This is a genomic window from Affinirhizobium straminoryzae (assembly GCF_007004135.1).
Lineage (GTDB): Bacteria > Pseudomonadota > Alphaproteobacteria > Rhizobiales > Rhizobiaceae > Neorhizobium > Neorhizobium straminoryzae.
Map to the genome: position 1 here is coordinate 25,370 of NZ_VJMG01000028.1, position 15,556 is coordinate 40,925.

The 15,556-nt window shown below is 63.5% G+C and carries 13 protein-coding genes; 5 read left to right on the top strand and 8 right to left on the bottom strand.

Annotation, left to right across the window (positions count from 1 at the left end; genetic code table 11):
• Nucleotides 1–327: 327 nt before the first annotated feature.
• Nucleotides 328–1,779 carry a glycogen synthase GlgA gene (gene glgA, locus FNA46_RS11445; protein WP_185969821.1) on the top strand — a complete coding sequence of 484 codons (1,452 nt, stop codon included), beginning with the start codon at nucleotides 328–330 and terminating at the stop codon, nucleotides 1,777–1,779.
• 211 nt (nucleotides 1,780–1,990) lie between these two features.
• On the opposite strand, the gene glgX is transcribed toward glgA, so the two are convergent.
• Entirely contained in the window at nucleotides 1,991–4,072 is a 2,082-nt protein-coding gene (gene glgX, locus FNA46_RS11450; RefSeq protein WP_143125334.1) for a glycogen debranching protein GlgX, read from the bottom strand.
• A 200-nt stretch (nucleotides 4,073–4,272) separates the two neighbouring features.
• On the opposite strand from glgX, the gene FNA46_RS11455 reads away from it, so the two are divergent.
• From FNA46_RS11455 to FNA46_RS11465, 3 genes are all read left to right on the top strand, one after another.
• Nucleotides 4,273–4,554 carry a hypothetical protein gene (locus FNA46_RS11455; protein ID WP_143125335.1) on the top strand — a complete coding sequence of 94 codons (282 nt, stop codon included), beginning with the start codon at nucleotides 4,273–4,275 and terminating at the stop codon, nucleotides 4,552–4,554.
• Between the two features lie 702 nt (nucleotides 4,555–5,256).
• Entirely contained in the window at nucleotides 5,257–5,454 is a 198-nt protein-coding gene (locus FNA46_RS11460; RefSeq protein WP_143125336.1) for a hypothetical protein, read from the top strand.
• A 60-nt stretch (nucleotides 5,455–5,514) separates the two neighbouring features.
• The gene (locus FNA46_RS11465) at nucleotides 5,515–6,075 is read left to right on the top strand and encodes a type 1 glutamine amidotransferase domain-containing protein (protein ID WP_143125337.1); all 561 of its coding nucleotides are present in this window, start codon (nucleotides 5,515–5,517) and stop codon (nucleotides 6,073–6,075) included.
• 76 nt (nucleotides 6,076–6,151) lie between these two features.
• Here FNA46_RS11465 and FNA46_RS11470 read toward each other — a convergent pair whose 3' ends face one another.
• The 3 genes from FNA46_RS11470 to FNA46_RS11480 form a co-directional block, all read right to left on the bottom strand.
• Nucleotides 6,152–7,207 (bottom strand): DNA topoisomerase IB, encoded by a 1,056-nt coding sequence (locus tag FNA46_RS11470; protein WP_143125338.1) that lies wholly within the window; start codon nucleotides 7,205–7,207, stop codon nucleotides 6,152–6,154.
• 119 nt (nucleotides 7,208–7,326) lie between these two features.
• Entirely contained in the window at nucleotides 7,327–9,015 is a 1,689-nt protein-coding gene (locus FNA46_RS11475) for a sensor histidine kinase (RefSeq protein WP_143125339.1), read from the bottom strand.
• Between the two features lie 168 nt (nucleotides 9,016–9,183).
• Nucleotides 9,184–9,417: a hypothetical protein gene (locus tag FNA46_RS11480; RefSeq protein WP_246103026.1), complete on the bottom strand. Its 234-nt coding sequence runs from the start codon at nucleotides 9,415–9,417 to the stop codon at nucleotides 9,184–9,186.
• 359 nt (nucleotides 9,418–9,776) lie between these two features.
• On the opposite strand from FNA46_RS11480, the gene FNA46_RS11485 reads away from it, so the two are divergent.
• Nucleotides 9,777–10,835: a LacI family transcriptional regulator gene (locus FNA46_RS11485; protein ID WP_143125340.1), complete on the top strand. Its 1,059-nt coding sequence runs from the start codon at nucleotides 9,777–9,779 to the stop codon at nucleotides 10,833–10,835.
• 29 nt (nucleotides 10,836–10,864) lie between these two features.
• Here FNA46_RS11485 and FNA46_RS11490 read toward each other — a convergent pair whose 3' ends face one another.
• The 4 genes from FNA46_RS11490 to FNA46_RS11505 all read right to left on the bottom strand — a co-directional run bounded on the left by FNA46_RS11490 (nucleotide 10,865) and on the right by FNA46_RS11505 (nucleotide 15,555).
• Nucleotides 10,865–12,370 carry a tripartite tricarboxylate transporter permease gene (locus FNA46_RS11490; protein WP_143125341.1) on the bottom strand — a complete coding sequence of 502 codons (1,506 nt, stop codon included), beginning with the start codon at nucleotides 12,368–12,370 and terminating at the stop codon, nucleotides 10,865–10,867.
• A 10-nt stretch (nucleotides 12,371–12,380) separates the two neighbouring features.
• The gene (locus tag FNA46_RS11495) at nucleotides 12,381–12,842 is read right to left on the bottom strand and encodes a tripartite tricarboxylate transporter TctB family protein (protein WP_143125342.1); all 462 of its coding nucleotides are present in this window, start codon (nucleotides 12,840–12,842) and stop codon (nucleotides 12,381–12,383) included.
• 158 nt (nucleotides 12,843–13,000) lie between these two features.
• The gene (locus tag FNA46_RS11500; protein ID WP_143125343.1) at nucleotides 13,001–13,984 is read right to left on the bottom strand and encodes a tripartite tricarboxylate transporter substrate-binding protein; all 984 of its coding nucleotides are present in this window, start codon (nucleotides 13,982–13,984) and stop codon (nucleotides 13,001–13,003) included.
• Nucleotides 13,985–14,193: 209 nt separating this feature from the next.
• Nucleotides 14,194–15,555: a sigma-54-dependent transcriptional regulator gene (locus FNA46_RS11505; protein WP_143125344.1), complete on the bottom strand. Its 1,362-nt coding sequence runs from the start codon at nucleotides 15,553–15,555 to the stop codon at nucleotides 14,194–14,196.
• Nucleotide 15,556: the final 1 nt, after the last annotated feature.

Genomic DNA, 15,556 nt, shown 5'->3' on the forward strand with positions numbered 1-15,556 from the left:
TCCAAGTTTTACACCGTCGCGGATCACTTCGCGGCGCTGGAACATCGTTGTCCTTATCGTCGAGTGCGGCATGCAGGTCCAGTTTTGCGAACCCTCCGTTTTCGGGGCTTACCCCTTTTGCACAAAGCGAGGGAACGCCCAGGGTGGGCGCAGCGTTCATCAGGACGCGACAACGGCACGTCCCCATCCGGGGGCGCGTCACGGGTATGGCGCGCGGAGAATTGTTCCATGATGAATGCGCCCTTCACTCTGGATGACCGCCGTGAGCGACGAGGGGGCCGTGACCGGCTTCCCGAGCCGCCACGCATCGGAAGGGCAATGCCGACGATGAAGATCCTCTCGGTGACGTCAGAACTCTTTCCCGTGATCAAGACTGGCGGCCTTGCCGATGTGACGGGCTCATTGCCCAAGGCGCTGGCCACTCTTGGAATCGCCACCACGACGCTGCTTCCGGGTTATCCGGTGGTGCTGCGCCAGATCGGCCAGAGCGGCGTTCCGCTGATGACCTTCGATGACCTGCTTGGAAAGCGCGCGACCCTGCTGCATGCAAGAGTCGAGGATCTCGATCTTCTGGTGCTCGACGCGCCCGCGCTGTTTGACCGACCGGGCGGCCCCTATGTGGATGAAGCAGGCAACGATCATCCCGACAACTGGCTGCGCTTTGCAGCCCTGTCGCGCGCGGCGGCGGAAATCGCTGCCGGAGCGCTGCCCGGCTGGCAGCCGGATCTTGTGCATACCCATGACTGGCAGTCGGCCCTGACCTCGGTCTACATGCGCGACATGGGCTGCCGGGTGCCTGTCGTGCTGACCATTCACAACATCGCCTTCCAGGGCCAGTTCGGCGCCGACCGGTTGGCAGCGATCGGCCTTCCGGATCGTCTCAACACCACCGACTGCCTCGAATATTTCGGCGATATCAGCTATCTGAAAGGCGGGCTGCAGACGGCCGACATCATCACCACGGTAAGCCCCACCTATGCCCGCGAAATCCTCACCCCGCGCTTCGGCATGGGGCTCGATGGCGTGCTGAACGAGCGGGTGATGGCGCTGCGCGGCATCGTCAACGGCATCGATCTCGACATCTGGAATCCGGCCACCGATCCGCATCTGCCGCGCAATTACGATGCCACGAGCCTGAGACGCAAGCGGGAGAACCGCGAGGTGCTGCTGGAGCGCTTCGGACTCGATCAGGACGAGGGACCGGTGTTTTCAGCCGTCACTCGCCTCACCTGGCAGAAGGGCATGGACATGTTCGCCGATGCCGCCGACGAGGTTCTGCGCCAGGGCGGCAAGGTGATCGTGTTCGGCAAAGGCGATCACGCGATCGAACAGGCGCTGCGCGTGACCGCCGCCCGCTTCCCCGGCCGCATGGCCGTGCATATCGGCTATGACGAGCCGACCGCACACCTGATCCACGGCGGATCGGACGCGATCGTCCAGCCGTCGCGCTTCGAACCCTGCGGCCTGACGCAGCTCTATGCGTTGCGCTATGGCTGCGTGCCGGTGGTGTCGCGCACCGGCGGGCTTTCGGAAACCATCATCGACGCCAATGATGCGGCGATGTCGGCGCGCGTTGCCACCGGCTTCCAGTTCCATCCGGTCAACACGGACGGGTTGCGGCTCGCGCTCCGCCGTGCGCTCGACACCTATGCCGACCCCCGCCAATGGGCAAGGCTGCAGAACCAGGGCATGAAGACCCGCTTTTCCTGGGAGCGCAGCGCGGAGAAATATGCGGCGATCTACACCAATCTGGTCAGTCGGCGCGCCGCTGCCTCCTGATGTCAGGCCTGGATCAGCCAACGAAACTTCCTGCCATGGAATACCAAAAGCGCCCGCCTTCCGATGAGAAGGCGGGCGCTTTGCAATGTGGCGAACACGATCGGTTCCGCGCCTGCGGCGATGCACGCAGAAGAAAGTGACACCGCACACGAAAACGCGCCCCCTGCCGGTGATGGCAGAGAGCGCGCGCCCGGGGAAACGGGTGGGGCGATCAGCCGCGGCGGAACACGGCGAGGCTGCGGCCTTCCAGTTCGAAATCCTCGTCCTGATCGATCTCCTGGCCGCGAATGGTGACATCCGCCGTCGTCAGTTCGAGGATCCACTTGCCCTTGTTGAGCGGCGGGATCTTGAACGGCACCTGCCCTTCGAACGGGTTGAACAGCATCAGCACATCCGACCAGATGCCCTTCTGTCCCTCGAGATCGCGCCGGCCGAGATGCAGGCCGAGCGTCGTGCCTTCCAGCCACTGCTCCGGCTGCTGGTAGCCGCCACCGGCATTGAACCAGTTGACTTCCATGCCGTCGCGCCAGCTCTCGCGGCGGAAGATCGGCTGGGTGTGACGCAGCGTGATCAGGTGACGCGTGAAATTGCGCAGCGCCTCGTTGGTCTCCGGCAGGTCCTCCCACTGGACCCACGAAATCTCGCTGTCCTGGCAGTAGCCGTTGTTGTTGCCCATCTGGCTGCGACCGAATTCGTCGCCGGCCAGCAGCATCGGCGTGCCATGCGAGAGAAACAGCGTGGCGAGGAAGTTGCGCTTCTGGCGCTCGCGCACCGCATTGATGCCCTCGTCCTCGGTCGGGCCTTCCGCACCGTAATTATAGCTGCGGTTGTCGTTGTGGCCGTCGTTGTTGTCCTCGCCATTATCCGCATTGTGCTTCTCGTTGTAGGAAACGAGGTCGTTCAGCGTAAAACCGTCATGGGCGGCGAGGAAGTTGACGCTTGCCCAGGGACGGCGTCCACGCAGGTCGTAAATGTCGCCGGAGCCGAGCAGGCGCGCGGCAAAATCCGGCGCGGTGTTCTGGTCGCCCTTCCAGTATTCGCGCGTGGTATCGCGATACTTGTCGTTCCATTCGGCCCAGCCGGGGGGAAAGCCACCGACCTGATAGCCGCCCGGCCCGATGTCCCAGGGCTCGCCGATCAGCTTGACGCGCGACAGGATCGGGCATTGCGTGATGGCGTCGAAGAAGCCGCCGCGCTGGTCGAAGCCTTCCGGCTCACGGCCGAGAATGGTGCCGAGGTCGAAGCGGAAGCCGTCGACATGCATGTGCTCCACCCAGTAGCGCAGCGAATCCATCACCATCTGCAGCACGCGCGGATGCGAGGTGTTCACCGTGTTTCCGGTGCCGGTATCGTTGATGTAGTAGCGGTGATTGTCCGGCAGGGTGCGGTAGTAGGAAAAGTTGTCGATACCCTTGAAGGAGAGCGTCGGCCCCAGCTCGTTGCCCTCGGCGGTATGGTTGTAGACCACGTCGAGAATGACTTCGATGCCGGCATCGTGGTAGGCGCGCACCATGTCGCGAAAGCCCTGGATGCCGCGCGGGCCATAATAGCGCGAGGCCGGCGCGAAAAAGCCGATGGTGTTGTAGCCCCAGAAATTGTGCAGGCCCCTGTCCAGCAGGTGCTGGTCATCGGGAAACTCGTGCACCGGCATCAGTTCCACCGAGGTGATGCCGAGGCTCTTGATGTAATCCACCGACCCCCTGTGCCCCATGCCGTCGAAGGTGCCGCGCAGATCCTGCGGGATGGCCGGGTTGAGCTTGGTGAACCCCTTCACATGCGTCTCGTAGACGATCGTGGAGGGCCAGGGCACGTTCGGACGGTTGTCCGGCGTCCAGTCGAAATCCTTCGGGTCGATCACGCGGCACTTCGGGGTGAACGGCGCGCTGTCGCGCTCGTCGAAGGTGAGATCCTTGTCGTCGTGATAGATGTCATAGGCGAAATGCGCGTCGTTCCAGTCGAAGGTTCCGACCAGTTCGCGGGCATAAGGATCGATCAGCAGCTTGTTCGGATTGAAGCGGTGGCCGTTTTCCGGATCGAAGGGGCCGTGCACGCGGTAGCCGTACAACTGCCCCGGCTTCACGCCCGGCAGATAGCCGTGCCAGATCTCGTGGGTGTATTCCGGCAGCGTGACGTGGGCGATCTCCCGCTTGCCGCTCTCATCGAAGAGGCAAAGCTCCACGCGCTCCGCATGGGCCGAAAAAATGGCGAAGTTCGTGCCTTCGCCATCGAAGTTCGCACCAAGCTCCAGCCAGGAACCGGGTTCAACGCTGACCGTTCGAAGATTGCTGTCCATGCCGCACCTTGTTGTGAGTGTGCGCCAACAAAGCGCGACCGGGGGAATCGTTCCCTTGCGTGTCGAAGATGCCGCAGGATCACGCTGCACCGCAGCAGAAGCCCGGTTTTTGCCGGTCGCGCGTAACTTTTCGCCCCCCTTGCGCGTTGGACAGGCATCGGCCGCAGAGACGGCGGCAACGGAACACCGGGAGATGAATCATGAACCACCTGACGCATGAGGAACTGGAGGGGCGTCTCAACGCCCATCGCGAACTGATGATCGATTTCATTGCTGCCCTGCTCTCCGGCGAGGAACGTGTCCAGGACTTCGCCCGCCGTCTGACGGAAGAGGCAAGCTTTCAGGACCATCAGGAGGATCCCGGCGTCCTTTCCGAAGACGATGCAGGGCTTGCTGCCGCAACGACGGCCGCCGATGAGGTTCGCTCCATTCTAGAGGCGGCACGCGCCCGGGCAGACGCTTTGCAGAATCGCCACGGGTGATGCCGTTGCCTCCCGCATTGCAGCAACGAAAGAGGCGTCGCCTGCCATGTTTCAGCCAGACTCATGTCGCGATATTAAGAAGTGTGGCGGTTCTGTGGAACCGGAACAAGGGCATAGTCGTTCTGGTGGCACAGACCGCAAGGAGGATCCGATGTCTCGCGAATGGCTTGAAGCTGCCACTGTGATGATGGTTATTGCCACATGCTACATGATGGTGGTCCCCGTCTGACCTGCCGCCGGGCAGAGAAAAAGACGGCACTCCGTCCGCCGGCGGCGCAAATGGCCTCCGGAGAGTTTCTTATGGTGTTCGCCAGCCAGTGGGATGAACCGGACAAGACAGTCGCGAGATCCCTGGCGAACATCCACGGCCTCACCCGCCTGTGCAGCCAATGAGGCGATGTAGCCTTTGGCAAGCCCATGCATCACGCACAACGTCTCCTCATATCTTTGCCATGTGACTTCTGAAAGGTGCATACCGGCGCTGCATGCGTCTGCCGCACATAAACGCAAGTCACCTGCTCACCTGCGCGACGGATTTGCGCACATTCCGGCCATCTCTCATCCACCTCGACGCCGCGATCGGCGCAAATCCCGTCTCGGATGGAACTTGCACGCCCCGCACGGGTTAGAACATCAGGTCCGGCACGCCGCCGGACAGTGCCTCTCGCCGTCACTCGGGAGACCAAGGACAGGAGGAGTGAGATGCGCAAGGTCGAAGAGGTGATCCTCAGCCTGATCAGCCGGTTTCAACGCCGCGCCATCAGGCATGGGTCAGCCCCGCAGGGGCGTCAGGTGATGGTGCCGGCGAAAGTGGAACTGCCGCTACCCCGCACCCCACAGGAGGAAATGCTCGTGCCCGCCTCCATCAACGGGCGCGACCTTTCGAGCGGCCGCCTCTGACGAAGGTCAGATAACACGCGGCCAGCCGGTTTCGGCACGAACAGAAAAAGGAGACCAAGCATGACAGACATCACATCCGCACGCATTCTGATCCTCGCCACGGATGGCTATGAGCGTTCCGAACTGCACGTGCCGCTGGAAGAGCTGCGCAAGCGTGGCGCCACCGTCAAGATCGCCTCGCTGAAGCCCGGCGAGATCAGGAGCTGGGACGACAAGGACTGGGGCGACAGCGTCACCGTCGATCTGACGGTCGGCGAAGCCAAGCTGGATGACTACCACGCGCTGGTCATTCCGGGCGGCCAGATCAATCCGGACATCCTGCGCACCAGCGAGGATGCGGTGCGTCTGGTGCGCGCCTTCGTCGACAGCGGCAAGCCCGTAGCGGCAGTCTGCCACGGCCCCTGGCTGCTGGTGGAAGCCGATGCCCTGCGCGGCCGAAAGGCCACCTCCTATCATTCGATCCGCACCGACGTGAAGAATGCCGGCGCGATCTGGGAGGACAAGGAGGTCGTGGTGGACCAGGGCATCATCACCTCGCGCTCCCCGCAGGATCTGCAGGCCTTTGTCAGCAAGATCGTCGAGGAAGTGCAGGAGGGCAAGCACGCCCGTCGTGCCGCCTGACGCCGGTTCCTCTTGAGCAACACGAAGAACAACATCGAAAGGTCGCCCCGCAGGCGGCCTTTCTTCTGTGGCAGGATCACGCCGTGGTTTTGGCTGCCTGCATCAGGAAGGAAAGAAGCCGCCGTTCCTCCGCCCGCAGGCCGGCGAGATCGGCCCCGGCCTTGAGCGGCATTGCGCTTGCTGCATCGAGCGGTGCCACATCCTCCGCCAGCGACAAGATCGCCGGATGGATATAGCTGCTGCGGCAGACTGCCGGGGTATTCTGCAATTCTTCCGAGGCGGCCCTGGTCAGAAGCTTCACCCGGATTGTCTCGCCATCGAGGCGTGCCCGACGCGCCGCCCCGAAGGCCGCGAGGCTGCCGCCCCAGGTGCGGAAGGTTTTCGCCGAAATGGCAAGGCCCGCCGCCTCCGCCAGATAGGCGTTGAGCCGGCCGGAATCGACGGGATGCGGCACGCCCTCCTCGTCCGGCCAGGAGAACAGCTGGCGACCGGGCAGGTCGGCGATCTCCTCGAAGATGCGTTGCAGACGCGGGTGACGGATGGTGTGACGCACGCGCTTGCCGCCCTTGGCGGTGAAGCGGAGCTGTACGCCGTCCTTGCCGAGCCGCATGTGGCGCTTCAGCAGGGTGGTGGCGCCATAGGTCCTGTTTTCCTTTGCATAGGCGCGGTTGCCGACACGCAGATGTGTGGCGTCGAGCAGCGCCACCAGCGCAGCGATCACCGCTTCCGGCTGGTCGAGGCCGAGCGACAGATCCCGCTGGACGCGCCGGCGGATGCGGGGCAGCGCCTCGCCGAAGCGGATCATCTGGTCGTATTTGAGCTCGCTGCGAAAGCTCTGCCAGTCGGCGTGATAGCGGTACTGCTTGCGGCCGCGCGCATCGTAGCCGGTGGCCTGCAGATGGCCGCGCGGATCGAGACAGATCCAGACATTCTGATAGGCCGGCGGCAGGCCGAGCGAGAGGATGCGGGACTTGTCTGCCCCTTCGCACAGAAGCGTGCCATCCGGCATGCGAAAACAGAAACCGCGGCCGCGGCGCTCGCGGCGAATGCCGGGTTCCGTGTCGTTGACATAGGTGAGCCCGACCTTGGAGAGGGCAAGCGGATCGGGCGCGGCGGTTTGCGTGATATCCATGGCCGCCAAACGCTGCGGCTCGTTCGTTCGTTCCCTGCCGCCTGCCCGTTCAAACCTCTGCCGTAGAGCAGCATGACCACCTGCATCCCTGATGCGGAACCCACACGACAAAGGCAATGTCAGCGGTGATGGATATCGCGGCCAACCTCCGCCGGCGGGCGTTCGAAGTGCCGCAGCGGCGCAGTCAGGCGCCAGACAAACCCCTCGATCGCATAGTCCACCTCGACCTGGCCGCTGAAGGAGGCTGCCGCATGCCGCTTGATGATCGTGGTGCCGAAGCCTGTTGCGGACGGAGCGGCGACCGACGGACCATTCCGCTCCTGCCACGAAATGATCAGTTCCGGCTCCTCGCCCTCGGTCTTCATCCAGACGAGATCGACACGACCCTCCGGCGCGGATAGAGCACCGTATTTGACGGAATTCGTCGCGAGTTCATGCAGAACAAGGCCGAGATTCTGCACTGCCTCAGCCCGCAGCACGAAATCCGGCCCCTGCACACGCACACGATTGCGGGTTTCGAGGAAGGTTTCGAGGTGCATGGCGACAACACGGGTGATCGGCACACCCGCCCATTGTTCCTGCGCCAGCATCTCGATGGACTTGCCGAGCCCTTGCAGCCGCTCGCCGATGGCCTGCTGAAAAGCCTCGATCGAGGTTTCCCGCCGGGCCAGCTGTCGCATCATGGCCTGCACCAGCGTCATGATGTTCTTCGTCCGATGCACCAGCTCATGCATGATGAGATGAACGCGGTCCTCCGCCTCGCTGCGGTCGAAGGAAGCGTTCGACAGGGCAACCGCAATATGGTTCGCCTCGGTGATGCGCGTCTCCACCGGCGAGACGATCTCGCCGCGACCGATCCGGTCGGCCATGGCGGCAATCTCGCGGATAGGACCACGCATCTGACGCGCCACAAGATAGGCCACCATCAGCCCCGCCGCGAGAATGAGAAGGCTGCCGATGATCAGGTAACGGGAGGTCCGCAGGATATCCATCTGCGCCTCGGCGATCGGCCCCCACACGACCACCCGCCAGGGCCAGTCCGGCAGGGTGGCATAGCCATACATCTGGCCCTGTCCACGTCCGACGTCCTCGATCGTGCCGCTGACGCCGGACATCAGGGCGAGCGTTTCCGGCGCGATCGGCGCCGGTTCACCCGGTGCCGCCCTGGTGGAGGCCACCACGAGGTTCGTCTGGTCAAGCACGGCCATGGACCAGCCTTTCGGAAGACTGGTGGCCCCCATCAGCCGATGCAGGTCCTCCGCATTCTGCGTGATGATCAGGGCAGCACCGGCCGGGGCAAGCTCCGGCGGAAGCGGCATCAGCACATTGAACACCCAGCGCTTGCTGGTAACGCCGAAGAAGATGCTGGACACCTCGATCCTGCGGCTTTGCAGCACGGAGCGAAGACCGTCGAGATTGGCCATGCGCTGCAGCGGCTCGCCATAGGGCACGCGGGTATTCAGCTTCTGATTGCCGTCTCTATCGACCAGCAGCACGTAGCGCTGACTGTCCATCAGGCTGGCCTGGGTGCGGTGATGGAAGGCAGCGAGATCACCCGTACGCAGTTCCGGAGAGGTCGCGATCAGGCGCAGGGTGGTTGCGGCATCGCGCAGCTCGCGCTCGATGGTGCCGGCCATCATCATCGCATCTTCCTGCGTATCCTCGTTGAGGCTGTCGCGCTGCTGAGCCTCGAGTTGCAGCATCAGGAAGATCACGAAGGCGATCAGGGGCAAGGCAATGACGGCAGCCAGCGCCACGAGATAGACGCTGATCGAGGCCGTTGGAAAGATCCGCGTCGGGAATTTCATGTCAGCCGGTCCGTGCGGGCAGGAATGCCCCGAAATCGGGCAAGGCCGATGCCTTCATGACGTTCCGCCCCTTCTCCACACGTCGATGCATGCACGCTTCTATCTGATTTCCGATATGGAACCAAGCGGTGATCTGACGGCAGTCCGTCACGCCGACACGGCACCGTGTCAGTCGGAGCGTTCCGATCGGCTCCAGCGGCGCTCACCGGGCTCCGGCTGCGAGGGATTGTCCGCGCCAGGGGGCACATTGTGGGCCGTGCTGTCCTCGGAATGCGTGATGACGGTCGGTTTGGCGGCCGCAACGCCGCTTGCCCGGCGGTCCGCCTGGCTTTCGGCAAACTGTCCGGCCGCGTCCCTTTTCGGCTGCCCGGCTTCGGGCCCCTTCGGCATATCCTTGCGCATGATTGCCTCCCTGGTTTGTGGCGCGGCCCGGAGGGTCCGTATCCCGACAACAGGCCGGATACGGGAATGTTCCCGCCCGCGGCGCGAGACATCGTCCCGCCGCGCGAGGGTCGATAGAGCAAATGTTCGTTGAGAAACCTCCTGAAGATCAGGGCGTTTCTCCGGAGATGGAATTTATAACGATACAAATCGACACGACGCCAACGCGGCCATGGAATATTTTTCATGCGCCACACCGTCAGGTAGAGTGCTGAAATAATTATGGAAAATCCTCTGAAAGGGATTCCGCCGGACGCGAAAATGTGGTGTGTATCGATTTATGTCGCAAGGTGGGGAGACCTCGCGGGGAGGCATGATCGATGACGCGTGAGGAGAGCGGGCCCGGCAAGGGCACGTCCGGGCATGAGGCCATGATGGGACCGCCCGGCAGGGCCAAGCCAACACTGAGAACGATTGCCGGGCTGACGGGCCTTGCCGTGACCACCGTGTCGCGCGCCCTGTCAGGCGACGTGCAGATCGCGCTGGAGACCCGCATGCGGGTGTCGCAGGTGGCACGCGAGATCGGCTATATGCCGGATCGCGCCGCCCAGCGCCTGCGCACCGGGCGCACCAATGTGATCAGTCTCATTCTCGATCCGCACGAAGAAATCCTCGGCTATGCCACCTCGATGATCAACGGGGTGACGGAGGCGCTGCGCGACACGCCCTACCATCTGGTCATCACGCCGCATTTCTCCGATCGGCCGCAGGTCGAGCCCGTGGCGCACATCCTGCGCAATCGCACCGCTGACGGGGTGATCTTCACCCGCACCGAACCGCTGGACGAACGGGTGAAGATGCTGCTGGAAAGCGATTTTCCCTTCATCTGCCATGGTCGTACGGAGCTTGCGACGCCGCATCCCTACGTGGATTACGACAACTATGCCTTCGCCTATCATGCCGCGCGCCGGCTGACGGCGAATGGATGCCGCAAGCTCGCGATCATCCTGCCGCCGCCCGTCTTCACCTTTGCTCATCACATGCGCCACGGCTTCATGACCGCGATCCGCGAGGAGGGCCTGGCTTATTCGATCCCGCAGGACGTGACGCTGGACAGCAAGTCGGATGCAATCCGCGACCGCTTTTTCGATCTGTTTTCCCGACCGGACCGGCCGGACGGCGTCGTCTGCGGTGGCGAGGTGATCGCCATGGCCGTGATGGCCGCCGCCTATGACCACGGCCTTCAACTTGGGCAGGATGTGCATATCGTGACCAAGCAGACGTCCGGCCTGTTCGATCAGGTAAGGCCACGCATCCCGACGATCAGCGAGGATCTGACTGAGGCTGGCCGCCTGCTGGGCGAACTCCTGCTGAAGCGCATTGCGGAAAAAAAGCCGGTCACGGAACTGCAATATCTGCAGACCGTGACCGGCTTCTGAGACGTCCCCCAACGTCTCCGCGACGAGGATTACTCCTCGTCCTGGAACACTTCCTCGCGCTTGGCGCGGATGCTGGGCAAAAGCACCACAACGAGCACGACGAGGGCAATCGCCAGAAGAGTGGCGCTGATCGGGCGCGTCACAAAGGTGGACGGATCGCCGCGTGACAGGATCATGGCGCGGCGCAGGTTTTCCTCCAGCAGCGGCCCGAGCACAAAGCCGAGCAGAAGCGGCGCCGGCTCACAGCGCAACTTCACCAGCGCGTAGCCGAGGAAGCCGAAGAAGGCGACCGCATAGAGATCATAGACGTTGGAGTTGACGCTGTAGACCCCGATCGAGCAGAAGGCCATGATGATCGGGAAGAGAACGTAGTAGGGGATCGTCAGCAGCTTCACCCACAGCCCGATCAGCGGCAGGTTGAGAACGACCAGCATCAGATTGCCGATCCACATCGAGGCGATGATACCCCAGAACAGCGCCGGCTGCTCGGTCGCGACGTTCGGCCCCGGCACGATGCCCTGAATGATCATCGCGCCGACCATCAGCGCCATGACGGGATTGGCGGGAATGCCGAGCGTCAGAAGCGGGATGAACGAGGTCTGCGCGCCGGCATTGTTGGCCGATTCAGGCCCCGCAACACCAGCGATCGCCCCATGGCCGAATTCCTGCGGGGTCTTGGAGACGCGCTTCTCCACGGTGTAGGAGGCGAAGGCCGCCAGAATGGCGCCGCCACCCGGCAGGATACCGAGCGCCGAACCGATGATGGTGCCGCGGACCACAGGCGCAAACATCTTGCGGAAGTCGTCGCGGGTCGGCAGAAGGCCGGTGACCTTGGTGATGAGAACGGTACGGTTCTTCTCGCCCTCGAGGTTGCGCAGGATTTCGGCGATGCCGAACACGCCGACGGCGACTGCCACGAAGTTCAAGCCGTCGGCATATTCACGGATGCCGAGCGTGAAGCGCGGTGCACCGGAATAGATATCGGTACCGACAAGACCAAGGAGCAGGCCGAGCACCACCATGGCAAGCGCTTTCACGATGGAACCGGAGGCGAGTGCAATGGAAGAGACGAGGCCGACCACCATCAGCGAGAAATATTCGGCAGCCCCGAATTCCAGCGCGATCTTGGTGAGCGGCGGCGCGAAAACGGCAACCAGGAAGGTCGAGACCGTGCCGGCAAAGAAGGAGCCGAGTGCGGCAATGGCAAGGGCTGCTCCTGCCCTGCCCTTGCGGGCCATCTGGTATCCGTCGATGGCGGTGACGGCGGACGAGCTTTCACCGGGCATGTTGATGAGGATGGCCGTGGTCGAACCACCATACTGGGCGCCGTAATAGATCCCGGCCAGCATGATGAGCGAGGAGACCGGCTCCAGCTGGAAGGTGATCGGCAGCAGCATGGCAATGGTGGCCGTCGCGCCGATACCGGGCAGAACGCCGATCAGCGTGCCGAGCAGCACCCCGATCAGGCAGAAGAACAGGTTGGCGAGTGACGAAGCCGTGGAAAAGCCAAGCGCGAGATTGTGAAAAAGTTCCATGATCGACCTCCTAGAAACCGAGCCAGGGGCCAAAACTGCGGAAGGGCAGGCCGAGACCGTAGCTGAACACTGCGACGGAGAAAACCGTCAGACCGGCAGACAACAGGGCCGCCATCAGCGGCGTCATGCGCGACGAGGCGAAGGAGGCGATGAAAGCCGTCGCAAACAGCGCCGGCACAAAACCCAGACCGCGCACCGTCATGCCGAAGAAGATGGCAGAAGGCAGGATGAAGAGGAGGCCGCGCCAGGCGATCGGCCCCACGCCTTCATGCAGGCTGCGGAACGCCTGCACGATGATGATCACCCCAAGCAGGATCAGAACGCCCGCCAGCACCAGCGGAAAATAGCCCGGCCCCATGCGGAAGGCAGTGCCGATCGTCAGATCGAGCGACTGGAGCGCAAAGAATATGCCGAACAGAACAAAGATCGCGCCGCAGAGCGCATTGGTCTTGTCGATTGTGATCGATTTCATGGTTCCCCTCGAAAATGTCTGAGGTGCGGCCCCTCGCCGCCTGCGCCGTGACCAAGGCTTGGTTGCACGGTTTCCGCCGCAATCCGCTGTTTGCCGCAGGGTGCGGCAGCAGATACGGAAAGGGCCCGCATCCCGTGATGCAGGCCCTGAGGCATGGCTCAGTCGGCGTACTGGCCAGCGGACTGGATCACCGGCTTCCAGCGGGCGATCTCGCTTTCCAGCTTGGCCTTCAGCGCAGCCGGAGTGGCATCGGCTTCCGGCGAGGGTGCGGTGCCAAGTTCGGCAAAGCGGGCAGCGACATTCGGATCCTTCAGTGCCACCTTCAGCGCCTTGGAGAGGCGTTCGGTCACGGCCGCCGGCGTGCCCTTCGGCGCGTAGATGCCATGCCAGATGCCGACCTCGAAGCCGGCCAAGCCGGCCTCGACGGCCGTCGGCACATCCTTCAGCACATCGAGGCGCTTCGGCGAGGTGACCGCATAGGCCTTGATCGTGCCGCCCTGGATCTGCTTGGTGGTGTTGGTGGTCTGGTCGCACATGATGTCCACCTGCCCGCCGAGAAGATCGGTCATGGCAGGCCCCGTACCCTTGTAGGGAACGGTGACGAGCGCGGTCTGGATGGCGCTCATGAACAGCATGCCGCACAGATGCGAGGCCGCACCGATGCCGGCATTGGCCACCGTCACTGTGTCCTTGTGGGTCTTGGCATAGTCGATCAGACCCTTGAGGTCCTTGGCTTCCATGTCCTTGCGTGCCACGATCGTCATCGGCACGTCGGTAACGAGACCGACATATTCGAAGGACTTCAGCGTGTCATAGGCAAGCTTGCGATAGAGCGTGGCGCTGGTGGCCATGCCGATATGGTGCAGCAGCACCGTGTAGCCATCCGGTTCCGCATTGGCGACGCGACCGGCCCCCAGCGTGCCGCCGGCACCGCCGACATTTTCAATGATGATCTGCTGGCCGAGATCCTTCGACATGGCTTCGGCCACGAGGCGGGACACCGTATCTGTGGGGCCACCCGCCGAGAAGGGAACGATCATGGTGATCGAACGCTCGGGATAGCCGGCGGCGGACGCCACCGTGGACGAAAGGGCAACGGCTGCGACGGCGGTCGCGCAGGCAAGAGCCTTGAAGAATTTCATCGACATCCTCCTCAGATGAAACCAAGCCGGTCGCCGCGGCTCCTCCCGGGCAACCTGGTGGGTTCATCTGTCTCGGGCGCCCGCGTTTTCGCAATCACGCCGGAACCATGACGAGGCGAGACCTGCGGCTTTTGCGGTGCACATGGGTGGATTTCGAAACATCGCGCAGCCGGAGCGGGTGGAATTCCACCCATTTCAAAATCCGATACTTACTCCTCCAGCTCCCGCAGGCTTTCCGGCGACAGGAGCTTCTTGTCGAGACCGTATTTCTGCATCTTTTCGTAGAGCGTCTTGCGGCTGATTCCCAACTGTTCGTAGACGGGCTTCAGGGCACCACCATGGGCGGCGATGGCACTCGCGATGATGTTGCGCTCGAAGGCCGCAACGCGGTCCGCCAGGCGGCCGCTTTCGGGCTTGACCAGCGCGCCGCCATCGCCCGGGCGCATGTCGAGGCCGAGCACCAGGCGGTCGGCAGCATTGCGCAGCTCGCGCACATTGCCCGGCCAGTCCTTCTGGGCCACCGAAGCCACCACCTCCTGCGGCACCTCGATATCGTCGCGGCCATAGCGCGCGCACGCTTCCCTGACCAGCTGCAGGAAGAGCAGCGGAATATCCGCCCGCCTTTGGGCAAGCGAAGGCACGCGCAGTGTCGCGACGTTCAGACGGTAGAGCAGGTCGGCGCGGAACCGGCCGGCCTGAACCTCGGCCTCGAGATCCACCTTGCTGGTGGCGATGAAGCGCACGTCGAGACCGACCGTCTCGTTGGAGCCGAGCCGCGTGATCACCCGCTCCTGCAGCACGCGCAGGAACTTTGCCTGCAGGTCGAACGGCAGCGAGCCGATCTCGTCGAGCAGAATGGTGCCGCCACGGCCGTGCTCGAACTTGCCGTAGCGCGGCCGCAGCGCGCCGGGAAAGGCGCCGGCCTCGTGACCGAACAGCTCGCTTTCGATCAGGTTTTCCGGCAGCGCCGCGCAGTTGATGGCGATGAAGGGCCGGTTGGCACGCGGGCTCACATCATGCAGGGCACGCGCCACCACCTCCTTGCCGACGCCGGTTTCGCCGATGACAAGCGTATCGGCGTCCGCTGCGCCAATCGCCCGGATCTGGTAGCGCAGGTCGACCATCAGCTGGGTGCGGCCGGGCAGCCGGCTTTCCACGTCGTCGCGCTTGCCGGCGACGGCTCTCAGGCGCCGGTTTTCCAGCACCAGCCCGCGCCGGTCGAGCGCGCGGCGGATGACCCCGGCCAGATGCGGCATGGTGAAGGGTTTTTCGATGAAGTCATAGGCGCCCTCGCGCATGGCCTTGACGGCCAGCTGCACATCGCCATGACCGGTGACGAGAATGACCGGGATCTCCGCATCCAGCTCGCGGATGCGCTGCATCAGAGTCATGCCATCGATGCCGGGCATGCGGATATCGCTGACCACGACGCCATCGAAAGCATAACCGATCAGTTCCAGCACATGGTCGGCGCTGGCCAGCGTCTGCACCGACAGGCCGGACAGCTCCAGCGCCTGCGCCGTGGAGCGCCGCAGCTCCTCCTCGTCATCCACCAAAAGAACCCGCTGCATG